The 20,355-nt window shown below is 61.7% G+C and carries 18 protein-coding genes and 4 pseudogenes; 12 read left to right on the top strand and 10 right to left on the bottom strand.

Translation table 11 applies throughout. From position 1 onward, the window contains the following. Positions 1 to 7: 7 nt before the first annotated feature. Complete coding sequence (locus CAG31_RS10745) at positions 8 to 1,003, bottom strand: metalloregulator ArsR/SmtB family transcription factor (protein WP_085580746.1); 996 nt, start codon at positions 1,001 to 1,003, stop codon at positions 8 to 10. Between the two features lie 271 nt (positions 1,004 to 1,274). Between CAG31_RS10745 and tkt the strand changes: the two genes are divergently transcribed. The 6 genes from tkt (at position 1,275) to fba (ending at position 7,573) form a co-directional block, all read left to right on the top strand. Next, positions 1,275 to 3,272 (top strand): transketolase, encoded by a 1,998-nt coding sequence (gene tkt, locus CAG31_RS10740; protein ID WP_085580744.1) that lies wholly within the window; start codon positions 1,275 to 1,277, stop codon positions 3,270 to 3,272. 181 nt (positions 3,273 to 3,453) lie between these two features. After that, complete coding sequence (epd, locus tag CAG31_RS10735; protein ID WP_085580742.1) at positions 3,454 to 4,506, top strand: erythrose-4-phosphate dehydrogenase; 1,053 nt, start codon at positions 3,454 to 3,456, stop codon at positions 4,504 to 4,506. 17 nt (positions 4,507 to 4,523) lie between these two features. Beyond that, the gene (locus CAG31_RS10730; RefSeq protein ID WP_085580739.1) at positions 4,524 to 5,687 is read left to right on the top strand and encodes a phosphoglycerate kinase; all 1,164 of its coding nucleotides are present in this window, start codon (positions 4,524 to 4,526) and stop codon (positions 5,685 to 5,687) included. 34 nt (positions 5,688 to 5,721) lie between these two features. Continuing rightward, positions 5,722 to 5,943, top strand: coding sequence for a hypothetical protein (locus CAG31_RS10725; RefSeq protein WP_085580737.1), 222 nt, complete (start codon positions 5,722 to 5,724; stop codon positions 5,941 to 5,943). Between the two features lie 56 nt (positions 5,944 to 5,999). After that, positions 6,000 to 6,332 carry an MliC family protein gene (locus tag CAG31_RS10720; protein WP_085580735.1) on the top strand — a complete coding sequence of 111 codons (333 nt, stop codon included), beginning with the start codon at positions 6,000 to 6,002 and terminating at the stop codon, positions 6,330 to 6,332. 176 nt (positions 6,333 to 6,508) lie between these two features. Next, entirely contained in the window at positions 6,509 to 7,573 is a 1,065-nt protein-coding gene (gene fba, locus CAG31_RS10715; RefSeq protein ID WP_085580733.1) for a class II fructose-bisphosphate aldolase, read from the top strand. A 79-nt stretch (positions 7,574 to 7,652) separates the two neighbouring features. Here fba and CAG31_RS10710 read toward each other — a convergent pair whose 3' ends face one another. The 4 genes and pseudogenes from CAG31_RS10710 to CAG31_RS10700 form a co-directional block, all read right to left on the bottom strand. Continuing rightward, entirely contained in the window at positions 7,653 to 7,904 is a 252-nt protein-coding gene (locus tag CAG31_RS10710; protein WP_085580731.1) for a transcriptional regulator, read from the bottom strand. Positions 7,905 to 8,073: 169 nt separating this feature from the next. Further along, positions 8,074 to 8,193: pseudogene (locus CAG31_RS28980) on the bottom strand (DUF6124 family protein); the annotation flags it as partial. A gap of 177 nt (positions 8,194 to 8,370) precedes the next feature. Continuing rightward, on the bottom strand, positions 8,371 to 8,724 hold the full coding sequence (locus CAG31_RS10705) for a DUF6124 family protein (protein WP_085580729.1): 354 nt from the start codon (positions 8,722 to 8,724) through the stop codon (positions 8,371 to 8,373). 387 nt (positions 8,725 to 9,111) lie between these two features. Further along, positions 9,112 to 9,387 (bottom strand): annotated as a pseudogene (locus tag CAG31_RS10700) (polysaccharide lyase family 7 protein); the annotation flags it as partial. Between the two features lie 117 nt (positions 9,388 to 9,504). On the opposite strand from CAG31_RS10700, the pseudogene CAG31_RS10695 reads away from it, so the two are divergent. Together CAG31_RS10695 and CAG31_RS28125 are read left to right on the top strand one after the other, a co-directional pair. Beyond that, positions 9,505 to 9,901: pseudogene (locus CAG31_RS10695) on the top strand (class II fructose-bisphosphate aldolase); the annotation flags it as partial. A gap of 279 nt (positions 9,902 to 10,180) precedes the next feature. Further along, complete coding sequence (locus CAG31_RS28125; protein WP_139831339.1) at positions 10,181 to 10,438, top strand: hypothetical protein; 258 nt, start codon at positions 10,181 to 10,183, stop codon at positions 10,436 to 10,438. Positions 10,439 to 10,788: 350 nt separating this feature from the next. Here CAG31_RS28125 and CAG31_RS10690 read toward each other — a convergent pair. The 3 genes and pseudogenes from CAG31_RS10690 to CAG31_RS10685 form a co-directional block, all read right to left on the bottom strand. After that, positions 10,789 to 11,486, bottom strand: a pseudogene (locus CAG31_RS10690) (transposase). Between the two features lie 169 nt (positions 11,487 to 11,655). Beyond that, positions 11,656 to 11,925, bottom strand: a complete 270-nt coding sequence (locus CAG31_RS28120; RefSeq protein ID WP_139831337.1) for a hypothetical protein — start codon at positions 11,923 to 11,925, stop codon at positions 11,656 to 11,658. A gap of 476 nt (positions 11,926 to 12,401) precedes the next feature. Beyond that, the gene (locus tag CAG31_RS10685; RefSeq protein WP_085580727.1) at positions 12,402 to 13,070 is read right to left on the bottom strand and encodes a polysaccharide lyase family 7 protein; all 669 of its coding nucleotides are present in this window, start codon (positions 13,068 to 13,070) and stop codon (positions 12,402 to 12,404) included. 322 nt (positions 13,071 to 13,392) lie between these two features. Between CAG31_RS10685 and CAG31_RS10680 the strand changes: the two genes are divergently transcribed. Genes CAG31_RS10680 through CAG31_RS10670 form a run of 3 tightly spaced genes read left to right on the top strand, consistent with a single transcriptional unit; the run spans position 13,393 to position 16,381 of the window. Then, positions 13,393 to 15,516, top strand: a complete 2,124-nt coding sequence (locus CAG31_RS10680; RefSeq protein WP_085580724.1) for a bifunctional diguanylate cyclase/phosphodiesterase — start codon at positions 13,393 to 13,395, stop codon at positions 15,514 to 15,516. A 46-nt stretch (positions 15,517 to 15,562) separates the two neighbouring features. After that, a complete protein-coding gene (locus tag CAG31_RS10675; RefSeq protein ID WP_085580721.1) occupies positions 15,563 to 16,054 on the top strand; it encodes a M48 family metallopeptidase in 492 nt (163 codons plus the stop codon). Positions 16,055 to 16,084: 30 nt separating this feature from the next. Next, positions 16,085 to 16,381, top strand: a complete 297-nt coding sequence (locus CAG31_RS10670; RefSeq protein ID WP_085580718.1) for a helix-turn-helix domain-containing protein — start codon at positions 16,085 to 16,087, stop codon at positions 16,379 to 16,381. 118 nt (positions 16,382 to 16,499) lie between these two features. On the opposite strand, the gene CAG31_RS10665 is transcribed toward CAG31_RS10670, so the two are convergent. After that, positions 16,500 to 16,952 (bottom strand): GNAT family N-acetyltransferase, encoded by a 453-nt coding sequence (locus CAG31_RS10665; RefSeq protein ID WP_085580716.1) that lies wholly within the window; start codon positions 16,950 to 16,952, stop codon positions 16,500 to 16,502. Between the two features lie 255 nt (positions 16,953 to 17,207). Between CAG31_RS10665 and CAG31_RS10660 the strand changes: the two genes are divergently transcribed. Continuing rightward, positions 17,208 to 17,945, top strand: a complete 738-nt coding sequence (locus CAG31_RS10660; RefSeq protein ID WP_085580714.1) for an ABC transporter substrate-binding protein — start codon at positions 17,208 to 17,210, stop codon at positions 17,943 to 17,945. A gap of 134 nt (positions 17,946 to 18,079) precedes the next feature. Here the strand turns inward: CAG31_RS10660 and yccS are convergent, their stop codons facing one another. Then, complete coding sequence (yccS, locus tag CAG31_RS10655) at positions 18,080 to 20,263, bottom strand: YccS family putative transporter (protein ID WP_085580712.1); 2,184 nt, start codon at positions 20,261 to 20,263, stop codon at positions 18,080 to 18,082. Positions 20,264 to 20,355: the final 92 nt, after the last annotated feature.

Here is a 20,355-nt window from a genome sequence, read left to right as displayed (position 1 = left end):
CCTGAATTTACCGATGGTGAGTGTCGCCAGCCGGCCGCTGAAAGTGGCGGACCTGGATCTGGAAACCATTACGTAAGCCTACATAGAGGCTGTCCCCGGGAACGAGTCCCGCAGCGGTGGCCCAACGGGCCAAATCGTCCTGTTCAAACCCCAACCACAGATCACCGCAGGCCTCCCTGGCCCAGCTCTGGTTGTGGCTGCATAACTCTGTCACGAGCAGGCTACCGCCCGGTTGCAGCAGGCTGGCCATGTGCTTGAGCGCTTCGGCCGGCGCGGCGAAATGGTGCAACACCATGTTCAATACCACGCAATCGGCCTGAAGGCTCACACCGTTCAATGCATCGGCCAATTGCAGGCTGACGTTAGCCAGCCGTTCACGAACGCATACCTGACGCGCCAGTTCGAGCATCGCCGCGCTGTTGTCCAGTGCGGTTACCGTGCCGAAACGGCGGGCCAGTTCCGGCAGGAAGGCTCCATCGCCGGGGCCGACTTCGATGGCCGTGGCAGTGCCGCCGAAGTTCAGTTTGTCGAGCAGGGCCAGCACGCTGTCGCGGTACTGCGGCAGGCCTGCGATCAAGTCTTGCTGGGCGCGGAATTTCTCCGCCACCCGTGCGAAGAAGTCCTGGCTGGCCGCCGCCCGTTGCCCGTGCACCTGGGCGATCCGCGCCTGCACGTCGTCCGGCAGGGCCAGGTTGTCGACTTCTTCTAACAATGCCGCGTGCAGCGTGCCGCCCAACAGTTCGGTGTGGGGCAGGGCGCGGCGGTAGAAAATCGCGTTGCCTTCACGGCGGGTCGCCACCAGATCCGCCTGGGCCAGCACCTTGAGGTGATGGCTCATGCCGGACTGGCCGATGCCGAAGATCTGCGCCAGCTCCAGCACGCCGAACGAGTCGTTGGCCAGCGCCCGCAGCACGTTCAGCCGCAGCGGGTCGCCGCCGGCCTTGCACAGGGCCGCCAGGTCGTCGCAGGCGTCATGGCGAATCGTAGGCACGCGTAAGTTCATAGGGGCAGCAGTCTAGTGACGGCCGGAAAGCATCGCAAGATCAATATCAAAAAGTTTTGATATTGATCGATGGGTGGTGTTTCCCACGCAATGGTTAACGTTACAGACGGGCGGCGGAAAGGATTCACCCGCCGAAAGCGCCGCCCGGCAGGGGAAAAACGTCTTCAGATGACTATCTGTCATTGCCCCGAGGCGTCCGGGTGAGGGAAAATGCTCGCCTTTTTTCCGTTTCGATTTTTCACCTTCAGCTTCAGAACCCAGGAGATCAGCGATGCCTAGCCGTCGTGAGCGTGCCAACGCCATTCGTGCCCTCAGCATGGATGCCGTGCAAAAAGCCAACAGCGGCCATCCCGGTGCCCCTATGGGTATGGCGGATATCGCCGAGGTGCTTTGGCGCGATTACCTCAAGCACAACCCGAGCAACCCGTCGTTCGCCGACCGTGACCGCTTCGTGCTGTCCAACGGCCACGGCTCGATGTTGATCTACTCGCTGCTGCACCTGACCGGCTACGACCTGTCGATCGACGACCTCAAGGCGTTCCGCCAACTGCACAGCCGCACCCCGGGCCACCCGGAATTCGGCTACACCCCGGGCGTCGAGACCACCACCGGTCCCCTGGGCCAGGGCCTGGCCAACGCCGTGGGCTTCGCCCTGGCGGAAAAGGTGCTGGGCGCGCAGTTCAACCGTCCGGGCCACAACATCGTCGACCACCACACCTACGTGTTCCTGGGCGACGGCTGCATGATGGAAGGCATTTCCCATGAAGTCGCTTCCCTGGCCGGCACCCTGGGCCTGGGCAAGCTGATCGCCTTCTACGACGACAACGGCATCTCCATCGACGGCGAGGTCGAAGGCTGGTTCACCGACGACACGCCGAAGCGTTTCGAGTCCTACAACTGGCAGGTGATCCGCAACGTCGACGGCCACGATCCGGAAGAGATCAAGACCGCCATCGACACCGCGCGCAAGAGCCCGCTGCCGACCCTGATCTGCTGCAAGACCACCATCGGCTTCGGTTCGCCGAACAAGCAAGGCAAGGAAGACTGCCACGGCGCCCCGCTGGGCGACGCGGAAATCGCGCTGACCCGTGAAGCCCTGAAGTGGAACCACGGCCCGTTCGAGATCCCGGCCGACATCTACGCCGAGTGGGACGCCAAGGAAGCCGGCCGCGCCGTCGAAGCCGATTGGGACCTGCGCTTCGCTGCCTACTCCGCCGCGTTCCCGACCGAAGCCAACGAACTGGTGCGTCGCCTGAGCGGCGAGCTGCCGGCCGACTTCTCCGAGAAGGCCGACGCCTACATCGCCGAAGTGGCGGCCAAGGGCGAAACCATCGCCAGCCGCAAGGCCAGCCAGAACGCCCTGAACGCGTTCGGCCCGCTGCTGCCGGAAGTGCTGGGCGGCTCGGCTGACCTGGCCGGTTCCAACCTGACCCTGTGGAAAGGCTGCAAAGGCGTCAGCGCCGAGGACGCCAGCGGCAACTACATGTACTACGGCGTGCGCGAGTTCGGCATGACCGCGATCATGAACGGTGTCGCCCTGCACGGCGGCCTGGTGCCTTACGGCGCGACCTTCCTGATGTTCATGGAATACGCCCGCAACGCCGTGCGCATGTCGGCCCTGATGAAGCAGCGCGTGATCCACGTCTACACCCACGACTCCATCGGTCTGGGCGAAGACGGCCCGACCCACCAGCCGATCGAGCAGCTGACCAGCCTGCGCAGCACGCCGAACCTGGACACCTGGCGTCCGGCCGACGCCGTCGAATCGGCAGTGGCCTGGAAAAACGCCCTGGAGCGCAAGGACGGCCCGTCGGCGCTGATCTTCTCCCGCCAGAACCTGCAGCATCAGTCCCGCGACGCGATCCAGATCGCCGACATCAGCCGCGGTGGCTACGTGCTCAAGGACTGCGCAGGCGAGCCTGAGCTGATCCTGATCGCCACCGGCTCCGAAGTCGGCCTGGCCGTCCAGGCCTTCGACAAGCTGACCGAGCAGGGCCGCAAGGTTCGCGTGGTGTCGATGCCGTGCACCAGCGTGTTCGACGCCCAGGACGCCGGCTACAAGCAATCGGTCCTGCCGCTGCAGGTCGGCGCGCGCATCGCCATCGAAGCGGCCCACGCCGACTTCTGGTTCAAGTATGTGGGTCTGGAAGGCCGCGTGATCGGCATGACCACCTACGGCGAATCGGCACCGGCTCCGGCGCTGTTCGAAGCGTTCGGCTTCACCCTGGAGAACATCCTGGGCCAGGCCGAAGAGCTGCTGGAAGACTAAGGCACACGGCGGTGACCTCCCGGTCACCGCAATTCCCTGTGGGAGCTGGCTTGCCAGCGATAGAGTCCGTTCAGTCAGCACATAGGTTGAAGCGGATGGCCCTATCGCTGGCAAGCCAGCTCCCACAAGGGCTGTGTCGCACATAAGCATTGCGTCTGGTCTGCGTATTATCGAGAACCCCATGCCTCAACCGCGTCCCTACAAAGTTGCACTCAACGGCTACGGCCGGATTGGTCGTTGCGTCTTGCGTGCGTTGTTCGAGCGAGGCGAGAAGGCCGGGTTCGAGATTGTCGCGATCAACGACCTGGCCGACATGGCCAGCATCGAATACCTGACACGCTTCGACTCCACCCACGGCCGGTTTCCCGGCGAAGTGAAGGTCGACGGCGATTGTCTGCACATTAACGGCGACTGCGTGAAGGTGTTGCGCAGTCCCACCCCCGAAGGCATCGATTGGGCGTCCCTGGGCGTCGATCTGGTGCTCGAATGCTCCGGCGCCTGGCACACCCGCGGCGACGGCCAGCGCTTTCTCGACGCCGGCGCGCCGCGGGTGCTGTTCTCCCAGCCGATGGCCAGCGAGTCGGATGTCGACGCCACCATCGTCTACGGCGTCAACCAGGACTGCCTGACCGGCGCCGAGCGCCTGGTGTCCAACGCCTCCTGCACCACCAACTGCGGCGTGCCGCTGCTGCGCCTGCTGGACCGGGCGGTGGGGCTGGAGTACGTGTCGATCACCACGATCCACTCGGCGATGAACGATCAGCCGGTCATCGACGCCTATCACCACGAAGACCTGCGCCGCACCCGTTCGGCGTTCCAGTCGGTGATTCCGGTGTCCACCGGCCTTGCGCGCGGCATCGAGCGCCTGCTGCCGGAACTTGCCGGGCGAATTCAGGCCAAAGCCGTACGCGTGCCGACGGTCAACGTGTCCTGCCTCGACATCACGATGCAGACCGCGAACGACACCGACGCCGCCGAGGTCAACCGGATCCTGCGCGACGCCGCCACCGCCGGCCCGCTCAAGGGGTTGCTGGCCTACACCGAGCTGCCCCATGCCAGTTGCGATTTCAATCATGACCCACATTCGGCCATCGTCGATGCCAGTCAGACCCGCGTTTCCGGCCCACGGCTGGTGAACATCCTGGCCTGGTTCGACAACGAATGGGGTTTTGCCAACCGAATGCTGGACGTTGCAGAGCACTATCTGCAGACAGCGATTCCAACAAACAAGTAATCCAGGAAGTGCGACCCATGACCGTGTTGAAGATGTCCGACCTCGATCTGCAAGGTAAGCGCGTATTGATCCGCGAAGACCTCAACGTCCCAGTCAAGGACGGTGCAGTCACCAGCGATGCGCGCATCCTGGCTTCGCTGCCGACCATCAAGCTGGCCCTGGAGAAAGGCGCGGCGGTGATGGTCTGCTCGCACCTGGGCCGTCCGACCGAAGGCGAGTTCTCCGCCGAGAACAGCCTCAAGCCTGTCGCCGACTACCTGAGCAAGGCTCTGGGCCGCGAAGTGCCGCTGGTGGCCGACTACCTGGGCGGCGTTGACGTCAAGGCCGGCGACATCGTGCTGTTCGAGAACGTGCGCTTCAACAAGGGCGAGAAAAAGAACGCCGACGAACTGGCCCAGCAATACGCCGCCCTGTGCGACGTGTTCGTGATGGACGCCTTCGGCACCGCCCACCGCGCCGAGGGTTCGACCCACGGCGTGGCCAAGTTCGCCAAGGTCGCCGCCGCAGGCCCGCTGCTGGCCGCCGAACTGGACGCGCTGGGCAAGGCCCTGGGCGCGCCGGCCAAGCCGATGGCCGCCATCGTTGCCGGCTCCAAGGTCTCGACCAAACTGGACGTGCTGAACAGCCTGAGCCAGATCTGCGACCAACTGATCGTCGGCGGCGGCATCGCCAACACCTTCCTGGCGGCGGCCGGTCACCCGGTCGGCAAGTCCCTGTACGAGCCGGACCTGCTGGACACCGCCCGCGCCATCGCCGCCAAGGTCAGCGTGCCGCTGCCGGTGGACGTGGTGGTGGCCAAGGAATTCGCCGAAACCGCCGCCGCCACCGTCAAGCTGATCGGTGACGTGGCCGCCGACGACATGATCCTGGACATCGGCCCGCAGACCGCAGCCAACTTCGCCGAACTGCTGAAATCGTCGAAGACCATCCTGTGGAACGGCCCGGTCGGCGTGTTCGAGTTCGACCAGTTCGGCAACGGCACCAAAGTGCTGGCCCAGGCCATCGCCGAAAGCGCCGCGTTCTCCATCGCCGGCGGCGGCGACACCCTGGCGGCCATCGACAAGTATGGCGTGGCCAGTGATATCTCCTACATTTCCACCGGTGGCGGCGCGTTCCTCGAATTCGTCGAAGGCAAGGTGCTGCCGGCCGTCGAAGTCCTGGAAAGCCGGGCCAAGGCCTGAGGCCGCCCGATTGGCCAGGCAAAGGAGTGTTCACATGGTCAAGTCGTTAGCGCTGTTGCTGCTGACCGCCGCGCTGGCCGCCTGCGGGAGCCACCCGCAGGCCGACGCGCAGCCGGACGCCGGCGAGGCGCACAAGGGCTGCTACCAGGCCGACTGGCAAGCCGAAACCAACCCGGTGCTGAACAAGCGCTCGGGGCCGGAAGGCCTGGACAAGTACGAGACGCAAACCCCGGCCAAGGAACAGGGCTGTCCTTGACGGGTCTGACCTTTAACTCAGGGCCGGCGGCGTGCGCCGTCGGTCGAGGAACACGGATGAAAGGCTTGATCGCCGTTGCGGCGTTGGGATTGTTGGGCGGTTGCGCGCAGTTGGGGCTGTTTCAGCCATCCGCACCGGCGGACGACTGGACAACCTGGACCTGCGACAGCCAGGCCAAGGTGCTGTGGCGCTACACCGATGCCGGGCGCAAGGAAGTCGACGTGCGCCTGGGCGGCGGCGATCAGGTCTACCGCCTGAAGGAAGAGCCGGGCGCGTCGGGTGCGCTGTACAGCGACAACATGCTGGCGTTTCACATCAAGGGTGAGGAAGGCCTGGTCTACTGGGTCGCCACCAATGATCTGATCGGCCGGGGCTGCAAGGCGCAGTGACACGATTGAACGGATGTGCAGAGGTCCGATGCAGGGGCCTTTGCCGTTCACAGGATTTTGGCAACACCGAATCACCGGACCGGGCCTCGACCCCCGATCCGCAATCACTTGAATAGCCGCCGCCGCTCCGGCAGGCTGGCACGATTAACGACCCTCAACCGGGAGAGACACACACAATGGCACTCATCAGCATGCGCCAGATGCTGGACCACGCAGCCGAATTCGGCTACGGCGTTCCGGCCTTCAACGTCAACAACCTTGAACAAATGCGCGCCATCATGGAAGCCGCTGACAAGACTGACTCCCCGGTGATCGTCCAGGCTTCGGCCGGTGCCCGCAAATACGCAGGTGCCCCGTTCCTGCGTCACCTGATCCTGGCGGCCATCGAAGAATTCCCGCACATCCCGGTGTGCATGCACCAGGACCACGGCACCAGCCCTGACGTCTGCCAGCGCTCCATCCAGCTGGGCTTCAGCTCGGTGATGATGGACGGCTCCCTGGGCGAAGACGGCAAGACTCCGACCGACTACGAATACAACGTGCGCGTCACCCAACAGACCGTCGCCATGGCTCACGCCTGCGGCGTTTCGGTTGAAGGCGAGCTGGGCTGCCTGGGTTCGCTGGAAACCGGCATGGCCGGCGAAGAAGACGGCATCGGCGCCGAAGGCGTTCTGGATCACAGCCAGATGCTGACCGACCCGGAAGAAGCCGCCGACTTCGTCAAGAAGACCCAAGTTGACGCCCTGGCCATCGCCATCGGCACCAGCCACGGCGCCTACAAGTTCACCAAGCCGCCTACCGGTGACGTGCTGGCCATCGACCGCATCAAGGAAATCCACAAGCGCATCCCGAACACCCACCTGGTGATGCACGGTTCCTCGTCTGTTCCGCAAGAGTGGCTGGCGATCATCAACCAGTACGGCGGCGACATCAAAGAAACCTACGGCGTACCGGTCGAAGAGATCGTCGAAGGCATCAAGCACGGCGTGCGCAAGGTCAACATCGACACCGACCTGCGCCTGGCGTCCACCGGTGCGATGCGTCGCCTGATGGCCACCAACCCGAGCGAGTTCGACCCGCGCAAGTTCTTCGGTGAGACCGTGAAGGCCATGCGTGATGTGTGCATCGCGCGTTACGAGGCTTTCGGCACTGCCGGTAATGCTTCGAAGATCAAACCGGTTTCGCTGGAAGGGATGTATCAGCGTTATCTGAAAGGTGAGTTGAACGCTAAGGTCAATTGAGACTGGCGTTGAGCTGATTCAAAAGAAACCCGCCGAGAGGCGGGTTTTTTGTGGGCGCTGAGAAACCAGCCAGAGATTTTTACTCGAACAATCCCTCTAGCTCTTCAAGCGTCGGCATGCCCGCCGGAACGACGGTGAGTTCGCAATCGAGAGCGCACAATGCGCGAGCGTAGGCGATCATGCCGACAGATAGGGTGCCTTTCTCGATAGCAATCACTTTGTATCGCGTCAATCGCGCGAGTTCGGCAAGTTGCGCCTGGGTCAGGCCGAGAGCGATACGTTTTCCGCGTATCTGAGCACCAAGTCGGCTGACGAGCAGAATATGATCCATGTGTCGTTAACGTAACATTCGTGAGGGAGTGTTCTTTAAACGGAACACTGAGTTTGATCGAGCTTACGCCTGTGACGATCGAGCGAATGACACCCATAACGGACATTTCCAGTACCGATTGGGCAAAAGTCCGTTACAGGTAACATTTCTCACTGGGTTCCAACCCCAATCACACCTTTAACTCAACATGATCCAGCGCCTGATTCACCGCCAACTCTCCGAGCATCACCACTTGGGCGATGCCCAACGCGGTCTTGCGATAAGGCGTGTCGAGAGTGGCGGCGAAGTTGGGAGAAAGGGGAGAAAGGGGACGGATTTATTTACTGATTAAATAAATCTGTCCCCTTAATACTGAAACGGCTGGCAGGTTGGCATTCACTCTTTCATTTGTGCATCGCTACAGAAAACCCACCGATTGGCGGGTTTTCGATGGCGTAAGTCAGGTGCGTGTCATCCGGTTCGAGCGCTACAGCTTCGGCTCAACGTTATCCAACGCCTGATTCACGGCCAATTCTCCCAGCATGACCAGTTGCGCAATGCCCTGGGCCAGTTTGCGGTGCGGGGTGTCGAGCAGGGTGGTGAAGTGGTCGAGCATGGCGCTGGCCGAGCCGAGGTTTTCGCTGGCGTCGGCCAGCAGGGATTCGGTGGTGTAGGCCGGGTTGGCGAAGTACATGGGGTCGTGGGCGGGGTAGGTGGGCGTGACGGGATTGAGGTAGTGGTCGAGGGCGCGTTCGGCGGCTTCGTGGAGCTTGCGGGAATCGATGGATTCGTAGGGGGAGGCGGGATCGGTTTCAGGTGGGTGCGGTGTCGATTTGATCATTGATGGTTTCTCGGATTGGGCCGCAACCATCTCGCTACTAAACGGAGGGTGGCGGCTGTACGCAAGTTAGTAGACCGGGCAAAACCACCAAATCCCGGCGCACCCGAAGGCGCCATGCGCACAGCCACCATCAAGTGCAGGCGAAGGCCTGACGGGATGACGCTTGTACGGTGGTGGAAGTGCCGGGCTACTAAACCCGATCACTGGAAATCAGTGACGCGAACCAAGTTACCGAGGGCCCCCCAGGCGCACAAGCCGGCGGATTCTGGCGTACCGGTAGGCAGCGGCGCAAGCCGTTGTAGGCCTGGGGACGTAACGCCGGGTGTCTGTAAACGGGTGCGTTTAAGCGCGCTGCCCAAGGCCGGAAATCCCTGTGGTGAGGGTCGGTTACTTGTTGTGATCAATGTCGAGCTTGGAAAACGTCACCTGCCCACCCTCGCTCGTGTAGCCGGTGTTGTCCTGCACATACACCCCGGCCTTGAAGTACAGCGGCTTATTGCGCCAGGTCGCGTTGATCTGGCTGTCCCACTGGTAGCCCGCCGCACTCACCCCGAGGGCGCCGCCGGGACTCAGGTGGATGAGGTAGTTGAACTCGCGATCCAGCTTGATCCCGGTGGCGAGGGTGATGACCCGGCATTCGTCCTGATCGGGGTGGGTGCGTAGCGAAAAGGGGACGCGAAAAGGGGACGGATTTATTTACAGATTAAATAAATCCGTCCCCTTAATACTCGCAACATTCTGAAAGTGATCACCGCAGACGTTTGGCAATGATCGCATCATGAAATCCACAAACGCATCCCGAAGATCCACCTGGTGAAGCACGGCTCGTCCTCGGTGCCACAAGAGTGGCTGGCGATCATCAACCAGTACGGCGGCGCTACGGCGTACCGGTTGAAGAAATTGTCGAAGGCATCAAGCACGGCGTGCGCAAGGTCAACATTGACACCGACCTGCGCCTGGCATCCACCGGCGCCATTCGTCGCCTGATGGCCACCAACCCGAGTGAGTTCGACCCGCGTAAGTTCTTCGGCGAAATCGTGAAGGCTATGCGCGACGTGTGCATCGCCCGCTACGAAGCCTTCGGCACCGCCGGCAACGCTTCGAAGATCAAGCCGGTTTCGCTGGTAGGGATGTATCAGCGTATCTGAAGGGTGAGTTGAACGTTAAGGGGAGCTGAGCTTTCTAATTCGCATCAGTAAAAGGCCCGCAATTGAGCGGGATTTTTATTGGCTGATAAATTCTTTGTGCTGTCTAGGGTTTGGTGTTTGCTTGGGCTTTGTGGTTGGCAGTGATCGAATTTAAATCACAGTATCTTGGTTCGCTTGTTAAGTTGTCGTGTGGTTTTATCGCGAAATGTTATTGGCTACTGTCATTAATTACAGGTGTGTCTCGTTTTTTTGAGCGGTAGCCTTCTTTTATGGGTTGTCACAATGACACCCAGACAAGGAGGAAAGTCATGGCTATTTTAAGTATTTCATCTCAAGGTTGCACTCAGCCGGGTATTATTACTATCAAAGGCGTTGCTGCTCCGAATGATCCAATCTATATGTGCCAACAGGGTGTGGGAAATTTGATTGGACAAAGCTTTGCGGATTGTAACGGTAATTTCTCTGTTTCCGGGGCCAGTGGTGCGGGCACTTGGAATGTGCAACTTACAACAGTCGCAGGGGGGCAGGGAGGTTGGAGCACCCCACTGACAGTTAGTGTTTACTAATAGGTGGCTTGTATTGATTGTTTGATTGTGAATGAATAGAGCCCGTCGGAAGATGGGCTCTATTCTAGTACGGTTTTTGTGGGTAGCATCACTAAAAATGGATATTTTTGGAGTTTGCTTAGGAGTATTCGCTGTTTTTTTATTGGCTTCACGCCGATATAAATCTTTCCACTCAACATGATCCAGCCCCTTATTGTCCGCCAGCTCTCTGTGCATCACCACTTGCGCAATGCTGTCTTGTTAAAGGGGAGCGAGGCTGGCGGCGAAGTTGTTGAGCATTTCAGGGGCTGGGCCAAGTGCGAAAAGGGGACGGATTTATTTACTATTATTCGGTTCCCTTTTGTTGTTTTCTAAATGCACTTCGCAGTCCTGCCTCTGGTCCGATGTAATATTCGCAACCCCGTAATTATTTCGATCTCATCAGTAAACTGCGCATTACCCGTCAGCTGGCCACGCTGAAGCGAGTCTCGTATCAACTGAAGTTCCTCTGGTGGAGTAAACTGCGCCATGAACTCGATGTAACGATCATTACGGATGGCTGGCGTCGGCCCGAGGTCATTGAAACCGGGGTAGTCATCCAGCCAATTGGTCTCGTCCGTTTCATTCAGTCGTAATTGCAGGCTAGACCACGGGTAATCTTTCGCATGCTCAACCATATGGGCGCGAACAGGGTTCAGCTCTATGTATCGGCAACAGGCCAGCAAATACGTATCGGTTTGAACGACGCTGGATTTGTAGCGGCTTTCCCATAGTGTGCCCGAGCGGCCTTCGAGCTTATTGCGATAACGTGTCATGCGAACCGCGAGACCTTTCATCAATTGCCCGAGGCTGGCTGCTGACGCTCCAGGTGCCAGCAGTAGATGGACATGATTGGTCATCAAGCAAAAGGCATAGACCTTCACATCCAAAAGGGATTTCAGTTCGCGCAAATCGGCGAGATATAGTTCGAAGTCTTTCGGCTCAGCAAATACAGTTTGTTTGTTGTGACCGCGTTGTACGACATGATGCGGGAATAGTGGGGTAATACGACGCGTGCGGCTCTGGGCATATTGATTCCTATGTCCATGTAGGGTGGGGCGGGCTCATGTTGATGGCCCGCTGTGTTTTCGTATCTTGCGTGAGGATAGGGTGCGCGGTGAGGTTCGTCACCTGTCAAACGTAACAGGTTTTGACGTTGTTCTGAGTTGACGGGATTAAATAAATCCGCCCCCTTAATACTACATGCCATCCATGTTGTCTAGTATCGAATCCACAAATTCTTGTGAGTATCCATATAGTACTAGATTATATTTATCAACCGCTGATATTGGGTCTGTTTTCAAGAGCTCTTCAATTTCAAGCCGTTCTGTATAGTCTGTCGGATCCAACGGCCCACTATGCCAGGTTCCTGCGCCGCTACATCCCATGTTACCGGAAAGCATCGGGTCGAACCTGCACTTACAACCAAAGGGATGCCAAATGGAATCCTTTTTCCATGTATAAGCCATGTTGTTTCTCCTGGTGAGTATGTCTCTCAATACAATGTGTTGGTTTTTAAGTAGTACGATAAGATCATAATCCCAGCTGTTATTAATTTTCGCCTGTAATGTCTGACAGTTTTTATGGTATTTGGGTATTTTTATTATTTTGATTGGATATATTAAAAGTACCTGCTATATGGTTTCTGGCCAAGTGCGATGTAGGCGCCGGAATGTGATAAAGGTGCGAGCTTTCAGAGCGTAGTGATATAAAGCTGCGGCAGCGAAAAGTTTTCCTAAGGACTTTTATCTGGACAATTGAACCCCTACCGAATGGCGGGTTGGGAAGATTCTTAAGCCGCAACAGCTGAGCCGATTGTGGCGAGGGAGTTTGTCGGATCGCCGCACCGTCCCGCTGGGGCGCGCAGCGGCCCTCGCTTAAAAGCAGCGCCTGCTGCGCAGGCCGGCGGGAGCGAGCTCCCTCGCCACAGTGGGCGCAGGGTCGGCTATTTGTTGTGATCAATGTCGAGCTTGGAAAACGTCACCTGCCCACCCTCGCTCGTGTAGCCGGTGTTGTCCTGCACATACACCCCGGCCTTGAAGTACAGCGGCTTGTTGCGCCAGGTCGCGCTGATCTGGCTGTCCCACTGGTAACCCGCCGCACTCACGCCGAGGGCGCCGCCGGGGCTGAGGTGGATGAGGTAGTTGAATTCGCGATCCAGTTTGATCCCGGTGGCGAGGGTGATGACGCGGCTTTCGTCCTGATCGGGGTGGGTGCGCAACTTGATCACCAAGTTGCCGGTTTCGGTTTTGCTTTTGTATTGGTATTCGAGCTTGAGCATCGGCTTCTGGCTTTCGTAGGCGTGGATCTGGCCGATGACGATCTTGCCGGAGCTGGGCACCTTGTTCACCGCGAGGGTGGCGCGCAGCAGGTTGTCGGCGTCGGGGTAGTACCAGTTGCGCAGGGTGCCGTTGCTGTAGGTCTCGCGCAGTTCGGTGCGCGGGTAGATGGCGTTTTCGGTTTTGGAGCCGGTGACCGGCGACCAGAAGAACAGCGTGCCGGTGTCGGAGTGGAAATACTGGTCCTTGAAGCCGTTCACCAGTTTGGCGGTGTCGACGGTGTACGGCGGGTTGCCGACGGGAACGCTGAGGTTCCAGGTTGCGAGGTCGATCATGTCGGTGCTTCCGCTGATTTTCGCTGCACGCGCGTGCCAGAAGCTCTAGCCCGCGCCTTTCGGGGGCGGCCTTTATAAGCGCAAGGGTGTTTTTTGTTAACGCCCGCTCGGCGGATGATTGGCGCCAACATCCTGTCGAAGTGCCATCCTTCCCGGTTTCCGGGGGCTTCAGCGACGACCGTTAGTCGGCTACTCAAGCGTTTGCTTGGGTGATGGCCCTGTGATAGCTACAGCTTTTGCCGATCCCGGACTAGAGTGATGGCTCAGTAGGTGTACGGTTTTTCACCGGAATCCCGTCTGACGTCCCGACAAGAGAAGCAGCATGGAATGCGCGCAACCACAGCCAGGTGAAGGCAGCTCAGTCCTTTTGATCGTTGATGATTACCCTGAAAACCTGATCAGCATGCGGGCGTTGCTGCAACGCCAGGACTGGCAGGTGATGACGGCCGCCTCAGGCTTCGAGGCGCTGAACCTGTTGCTTGAGCACGACATCGACCTGGTGCTGCTGGATGTGCAGATGCCGGGCATGGACGGTTTCGAGGTCGCGCGGCTGATGCGCGGCAGCCAGCGCACGCGCCTGACGCCGATCATTTTCCTGACCGCCAACGAGCAGTCCCAGGACGCCGTGATCAAGGGCTACGCCAGCGGTGCGGTGGATTACCTGTTCAAGCCCTTCGACCCGCAGATCCTCAAGCCCAAGGTGCAGGCGTTGCTGGAGCACCAGCGCAACCGGCGGGCCTTGCAGCGCCTGAGCCAGGACCTGGAGATCGCCCGGGCGTTCAACGCCTCGGTGCTGGACAACGCGGCGGAGGGGATCCTGGTGTTGGCCGAGGACGGCTTGATCCGGTTCGCCAACCCGGCGATCTCCCGGCTGCTCAATGCTCCGGTGCAGGAACTGCAAGGTCAGGAGTTTCTCGATTTCCTGCAAAAGCCTCACATTCCCTTGTGGGCCGATTCCGATTTTTACGTGAGCTACAAGCGCGGCGAAACCCTGCGCCTGCACGACGCCTTGCTGCGCACCGCGCCGGGCCAGCAGGTGCCGGTGGCGTTGTCCTGCGCGCCGCTGCCCACCGAACAGCATGCGATGGTGGTGACGGTGCTGGACATGTCGGTGGTGCGCCACCTGCATCAGCAGCTGGAGTTCCAGGCCGTCACCGACCCCTTGACCGGGCTGCTCAACCGGCGCGGCTTCTACCAGACCGTGGAGAACCTGCTGCTGCGCGGCGAGCGCAGCGACAGCGCCTGGGTGCTGATGTACCTGGACCTCGACGGCTTCAAGCGGGTCAACGATTCCCTCGGCCACGATGCCGGCGACCGGGTGCTGCGCTGGGTGTCCGAGCAGTTGAAGGCGTGCCTGCGCCCGTTCGACATCCTGGCGCGGATGGGCGGGGACGAGTTCACGGCGCTGCTGGACCTGGAGTTTCCCGAGCAGGCGGCGAAGATCGCGGAGAAGCTCATCGAACGGGTGTCGATCTGTCAGCAGATCGAGGGCATGGACGTCACGTTGGGTGCCAGCATCGGCATCGCCACTTACCCGGATTGCGGCAACAGCGTCGATGGGTTGCTGCGCGCCTCGGACATCGCCATGTACGAGGCCAAGCGCGCCGGGCGTCAGCAGTACCGCTTCTACGACCCGGAGATGAACGGCCGGGCGCGCTCGCGGCTGATGCTGGAAGAGAGCGTGCGCACCGCCATCGAGAACCTCGACTTCAATCTGGTGTACCAGCCGCAGGTGGCGATCGCCGACGGGCGGATCCGCGGCTTCGAGGCGTTGCTGCGCTGGCACCATCCGAGCGCCGGCGACGTGCCGCCGGGCCTGTTCCTGCCGTTGCTGGAGGAAGCGCAGCTGATCAGCCGCCTCGGCAGCTGGATCTACCACCACAGCGCCGGGCAGCGGAAGGCCTGGCAGGCGCAGTTCGATGAGGACCTGGTGCTGGGCGTGAGCCTGAGCAACACCCAGTTCGGCCTGCCGAACCTGGTCACCGAGCTGCGGCAGGTGCTGGAACGTCATGGGTTGAAGCCACGGCAGTTGGAGGTGGAAGTCACCGAAGAGGCGCTGACGGTCAACCCGGACGACACGCGCAAGCAACTGCGCCTGTTGCGCAACCTCGGGGTGCGGGTGGCGCTGGACGACTTCGGCTCCGGCGCGTGCTCCTTGGCGCACCTGCGCGACCTTGAGCTGGATACGCTGAAGCTCGACCGACACCTGATCGCCCGATTGCCGGACTCGGCGCGGGACGCCTCGCTGGTGCGCAGCGTGCTCGAACTGAGCAAGGAGTACGGCCTGCTGGTGATCGCCGAGGGTGTCGAGACCCTGGCGCAGTACCGATGGCTGCAGGCCCATGGCTGCGAATACGTGCAAGGCTTCCTGGTGGCGCGGCCGATGGTCGCCGACGAGACCGTGCGGTTTGCCCAGCCGTTCGACTGGGGCGCGTTGGTCGGTTGAATTCGCTACACTGGCGGCCTTTCCATGAGCCCGTACCGCCAGCCCCATGACTGCGTTGAAATACCTCCAGGCCTATCCCGTGCAACTGCAGGATCAGGTGCGCCAGCTGATCGCCGACGGTCGCCTCGGCGACTACCTTGACCAACGCTACCCCGACCGTCACGACGTGCAGAGCGACAAGGCCCTGTACGGCTACGCGCTGGAGCTGAAGCAGGAATACCTGCGCAACGCCCCGGCCATCGACAAGGTGCTGTTCGACAACCGCCTCGACCTGACCCACCGCGCCCTTGGCCTGCACACCACGGTGTCGCGGGTGCAGGGCGGCAAGCTCAAGGCCAAGAAGGAAATCCGCATCGCCTCGCTGTTCAAGGAGGCCGCGCCGCAATTCCTGAAGATGATCGTGGTGCACGAACTGGCGCATTTCAAAGAGTCGGACCACAACAAGGCGTTCTACAAGCTGTGCGAGCACATGTTGCCGGGCTATCACCAGATCGAGTTCGACCTGCGGGTGTACCTGACCTGGCGGGATCTGCAGTAGCGATCAACTGACGCGACAAGGAGTGTGTGGATGGACGTGAGCAAGACCAAGAGCAGTTTCTACCGCCGTCTGTACGTGGCGTACCTGATCGACAGCGGCCTGGCCAGCAGCGTGCCGGCGCTGACCGACGCCACCGGCATGCCCCGGCGCACGGCGCAGGACACCATCGCGGCGCTGGCGGACCTGGACATCGTCTGCGAGTTCGAGCAGGAAGAGGGTGCGCGCAACCATGCCGGGCGCTACCGGATCCGCGAGTGGGGGGCGATCGACCGGGGGTGGATCGAGCGCAACCTGCGGCAGATCAAGGCGGTGCTGGAGTATCCCTGAGTGCTGCGGTGAGCGGGCCGGCCCCATCGCCAGCAGGCTGGCTCCCACAGGTTCTGTGCCAGGCGCAACAGTGTGGGAGCAACGGTCTTGATCCTGCGGCGATCCGACGATGAGGCCCTCAGGCCCGGCGCATGCCGATGTGCGGAATGTCGTCTTCGAGGTATTCCTCGCCTGCCACGGCGAACCCGTAACGCCCGTAATACCCTTGCAGGTGCGCCTGGGCCGACAGGTAGACCGGCACCTGCGGCCAATGCTTTTCGGCCTGCTTCAGCGCCTGTTCCATCAGGGTGTGGCCCAGGCCTTTGCCGCGCCCTGACGGCGCGGTGAGCACGCGGCCGATCACCACGTCGCCGCCCTGGGACTGCGGATCCAGCAGGCGCAGGTAGGCCACCAGTTCGTCGCCTTCCCAGCCCATCAGGTGGCAGGTGTCGCCTTCCAGGTCCTGGCCGTCGGGGTCCAGGTAGGCGCAGCGCTGTTCGACCACGAACACTTGCGAGCGTAGCTTCAGGATGGCGTACAGCTGCTCCTTGCCCAGATCGCTGTGATGTTTGCAGACCCACTCGATTGTCATTGTCCGGTTCCTTGATTGGCGTCGCCCGATACTAAGCGCCGGGCCGGAATCTGTCTGCATGGCGCATAAATCTGTGACAAAGACCAAAATGCCATCATTCCGTCCTCGCGGTTCCGAGTTCTTTGTGTAATCTGCTGGTAAGCGCTGTGCACTGGCTGCAATGAGCTAATGTTAGGGCCTGGGATGCGCGTCCACAGGCCTTGGGGTTTTGACTGAAAACACGCCGGGCAGCCCGCCCGCTAAGGATTTTCAAGCATGCCGCGATTGCATCGAGCCTTTGCTTTGATCGGATTGCTGTTGCTGGGCCAAAGCGCTGCCGCGGACAAGCTGCGCCTGGTGTTCGATGTCTGGCCGCCGTTCACCGACGAGACGCTGGCCAACGGCGGGCTGGCCACGGACATCGTCAGCACGGCCCTGTCCCGGGCCGGGTATGCCAGCAGCTATGAACAGGTGCCGTGGGCGCGGGCCTTGCTCGGCGTCGGCGAGGGCCGCTACGACGTGCTGGTCAACGCCTGGTACAACGACGAGCGGACCAAGCTTGGGCAGTTCTCCGGCGAGTACCTGCTCAACCGCGTGCGGTTCCTCAAGCGCAAGGACATGCCACTGGAATACAGCAGTCTGGAGGAACTGCACACCTACCCGATCGCGGTGGTGCGCGGTTACGCCTATTCGGCGCCGTTCGACGCCGACACCGCGTTGCAGAAGGTGCCGGTGCACAACTTCGCCATGGCCGTGCGCATGCTGGCGGCGGACCGGGTCAAGCTGACGCTGGAGGACGAGTACGTCGCGCGCTACTACCTGGCCCGCGAAGCGCCGAAGGTGCGCAACGCCGTGGAATTCCTGCCCAAGCCCCTGAGCGAGAACAGCCTGCACATCCTGGTGAGCCTGAAGAACCCGCAGCACGAGCAGATCGTGGCCGGGTTCGACCGGGAGATCGCGGCGATGAAGGCTGACGGCAGCTACGACAAGTTGCTCAGGCAGCATGGCATGTGAGCCCTGATCCGGAATCCGCTGTGCGGTGGATGGCCTCATCGCCAGCAGGCTGGCTCCCACAGTGGACTGTATTCCAGTCTTCAAAGGTGGGAGCCACCCTGCTGGCGATGACGCCATGAAAGGCGCCGCAGGACTCAGGCCTCGCCGGTGTCCTTGATCAAATGCGCCGCCAGGGTCCGCAACGGGCCCAACTGACGGCAGATCAACGCCAGTTGCGTCTGCACCAGCCGCTGCCCCTCATCGATCTCGTCCGGCATCTGCTCCAGCGCGTTGGCCAGCGCTTCTTCCTCGTCGCTCTGGATCGCGATCGGCTGCTTGCTCGCCAGGCCCTGGGCGATGTCGTCGATGCTGGCGGCCAGGCTGACGCCGGCGCCGTCGATCAAGTGCTCGCGCACGTCCTCCGGCAAGCGGGTTTCCCGGTGCGCGCCCAGGCCCGAGAGGTAACTGAGCAGGGTGTGCGACAGCACCAGGAAGCGGAACCCGACGTCGGCCTCCTTACGGAAATGCCCAGGCTCCATGAGCATGTTCGCCAGGGTGGTGGACAGCGCCGCGTCGGCGTTGTGCGCGTTGCGCCGGGCCAGCCGGTAGGCGAGGTCGTCGCTCTTGCCGGCGGCGTACTGCTGCATGATCTGGCGCAGGTAGATGCTGTTGCAGGTCAGGGTGTTGGCCAGCACCTTGTTCAGGCGCCGGCCCTGCCAGTCCGGCAGGAACAGGAACACCGCCAGGCCCGCGATCAGGCTGCCCAGCAGGGTGTCGAGCAGGCGCGGGACGAACAGGCCGTAGCCGTCGCCCACCTGGTTGAAGCAGAACAGCACCATGATGGTGATCGCCGCGGTCGCCACGGTGTAGCGCGTGGTGCGGTTGGTGAAGAACACCACGCCGGCGGCGATGGCGAAGCACGACTGCACCAGCGGGCTGGGGAACAGGTCGAACAGCGCCCAGGCCACGGTCAGGCCGATGGCGGTGCCGAGGATCCGCTGGCCGAGCTTGCGCCGGGTGGCGCCGTAGTTCGGCTGGCAGACGAACAGCGTGGTGAGGATGATCCAGTAGCCCTGCGAAGGGTGGATCAGGTGCACCATGCCGTAGCCGATGCTCAAGGCCAGCGGCAGGCGCAGGGCGTGGCGGAACAGCAGCGAGGTCGGCGTCAGTTGCGTGCGCAGGCGCGTCCACACGTCCTTGAGGTTGCGCGGCGAACGGTCGAGCAGGCTGCTGTCGGTGGCGTCGGCCAGGGCGTCGGGGTTGCTGGCGTCGCTGAGCAGGCGGTCGAGGGTGCCGAGGTTGGCCGCCAGCGCCCGCAGCGAACGCAGCAGGCCGCGCCAGGCCGGGTTGCTCTGGATGCGCAGGTGTTCGAGGGAGGCGTGCAGGTCGCCCAACGCTTCGGCGAAGCTGGCGTCGTAGATGAACGGCTGGCGCATCTGGATCGATTCGGCCAGCGCCCGGCAGGCCTTGCCTTGCTGGCGCAGCAGGCGCTGGCAGCGGAACAGCACGTCGCTGTGGAAGAACGCGTCGGCCAGGGCGTTGTACGGGTAGTGCGAGGAACTGGCGCGCTCGTGGATGTCCTGGGCCAGGAAGTACAGCTTCAGGTAGCGGCTGACCTTGGAGCCTGGGCGACCGTTGCCGACCCGGTGCAGGATGATTTCCTTGGCGGTGTTGAGCGCCGCCACCACCCGGCCGTTCTGCTGCGCCAGCTCCAGGCGCCGGGCCTCGACGTCCAGTTGGCGGATCGGCTCGAACAGCGAGGCCTTGAGCTTGAGGTAGTAGCCCAGCTCGCGGAACAGCCGCGCCAGGCTCTGCTGCACCGGCTGGTTGGAGAACAACGCCTGCCACAGCACCGACAGCAGCCCGTACCACGCGGCGCCGGCCACCAGCAGCATCGGTTCGTGCCAGAAATCGCTGACCGCGCCGCCGCGCTGGTCGACGCCGATCATCGTGTACACCGACAGGATCAACGTCGCCGAGGCGATCGCCCCGTAGCGCTCGCCCAAGGCGCCGAGCATGGTCAGGCCGAAACTGGCCAGCGCCAGGGCGATGACGAACACGACGGGGTAGGGGAACAATAGCTCCACCGACAGCGCGGCGACGCTGAAGCACACCAGCGTCACCGCCAGCGCGTTGAGGCGGCCTTGCCAGCTGTCGTCGGTCTCGGCCAGGGCGCTGGCGATGATCCCCAGGAACAGCGGGATCAGCAGCCCCATTTCATCCTGGAACCAGCACAGCGCCATGCTGCCGGTCAGGGCGATGAACACCCGCACGCTGTAGCTGAACTTGTCCAGCGCCCACAGGCGCCGCAAAGACTGACGAAACGAGGTCGAGGACATGAAATGCGAAGGCCTTCCGAGGCGATGCCGCTAAATTGAGCCAGTAATGACGCCGACGCAATGGCGCCGATCACATCGGACAGCAAAAAGTG

Origin of the sequence: Pseudomonas sp. R25(2017), assembly GCF_002112565.1 — a bacterium.
Lineage (GTDB): Bacteria > Pseudomonadota > Gammaproteobacteria > Pseudomonadales > Pseudomonadaceae > Aquipseudomonas > Aquipseudomonas ekonensis.
Note: the sequence above shows the minus strand (reverse complement) of the source record. Positions and strands in the feature narration are given on the sequence as shown.

What these genes read in the sequence shown, in the direction of transcription:
- CAG31_RS10745 (WP_085580746.1), bottom strand. Translation starts at nt 1,003, where the DNA reads ATGAACTTACGCGTGCCTACGATTCGCCATGACGCCTGCGACGACCTG.
- tkt (WP_085580744.1), top strand. Translation starts at nt 1,275, where the DNA reads ATGCCTAGCCGTCGTGAGCGTGCCAACGCCATTCGTGCCCTCAGCATG.
- epd (WP_085580742.1), top strand. Translation starts at nt 3,454, where the DNA reads ATGCCTCAACCGCGTCCCTACAAAGTTGCACTCAACGGCTACGGCCGG.
- CAG31_RS10730 (WP_085580739.1), top strand. Translation starts at nt 4,524, where the DNA reads ATGACCGTGTTGAAGATGTCCGACCTCGATCTGCAAGGTAAGCGCGTA.
- CAG31_RS10725 (WP_085580737.1), top strand. Translation starts at nt 5,722, where the DNA reads ATGGTCAAGTCGTTAGCGCTGTTGCTGCTGACCGCCGCGCTGGCCGCC.
- CAG31_RS10720 (WP_085580735.1), top strand. Translation starts at nt 6,000, where the DNA reads ATGAAAGGCTTGATCGCCGTTGCGGCGTTGGGATTGTTGGGCGGTTGC.
- fba (WP_085580733.1), top strand. Translation starts at nt 6,509, where the DNA reads ATGGCACTCATCAGCATGCGCCAGATGCTGGACCACGCAGCCGAATTC.
- CAG31_RS10710 (WP_085580731.1), bottom strand. Translation starts at nt 7,904, where the DNA reads ATGGATCATATTCTGCTCGTCAGCCGACTTGGTGCTCAGATACGCGGA.
- CAG31_RS10705 (WP_085580729.1), bottom strand. Translation starts at nt 8,724, where the DNA reads ATGATCAAATCGACACCGCACCCACCTGAAACCGATCCCGCCTCCCCC.
- CAG31_RS28125 (WP_139831339.1), top strand. Translation starts at nt 10,181, where the DNA reads ATGGCTATTTTAAGTATTTCATCTCAAGGTTGCACTCAGCCGGGTATT.
- CAG31_RS28120 (WP_139831337.1), bottom strand. Translation starts at nt 11,925, where the DNA reads ATGGCTTATACATGGAAAAAGGATTCCATTTGGCATCCCTTTGGTTGT.
- CAG31_RS10685 (WP_085580727.1), bottom strand. Translation starts at nt 13,070, where the DNA reads ATGATCGACCTCGCAACCTGGAACCTCAGCGTTCCCGTCGGCAACCCG.
- CAG31_RS10680 (WP_085580724.1), top strand. Translation starts at nt 13,393, where the DNA reads ATGGAATGCGCGCAACCACAGCCAGGTGAAGGCAGCTCAGTCCTTTTG.
- CAG31_RS10675 (WP_085580721.1), top strand. Translation starts at nt 15,563, where the DNA reads ATGACTGCGTTGAAATACCTCCAGGCCTATCCCGTGCAACTGCAGGAT.
- CAG31_RS10670 (WP_085580718.1), top strand. Translation starts at nt 16,085, where the DNA reads ATGGACGTGAGCAAGACCAAGAGCAGTTTCTACCGCCGTCTGTACGTG.
- CAG31_RS10665 (WP_085580716.1), bottom strand. Translation starts at nt 16,952, where the DNA reads ATGACAATCGAGTGGGTCTGCAAACATCACAGCGATCTGGGCAAGGAG.
- CAG31_RS10660 (WP_085580714.1), top strand. Translation starts at nt 17,208, where the DNA reads ATGCCGCGATTGCATCGAGCCTTTGCTTTGATCGGATTGCTGTTGCTG.
- yccS (WP_085580712.1), bottom strand. Translation starts at nt 20,263, where the DNA reads ATGTCCTCGACCTCGTTTCGTCAGTCTTTGCGGCGCCTGTGGGCGCTG.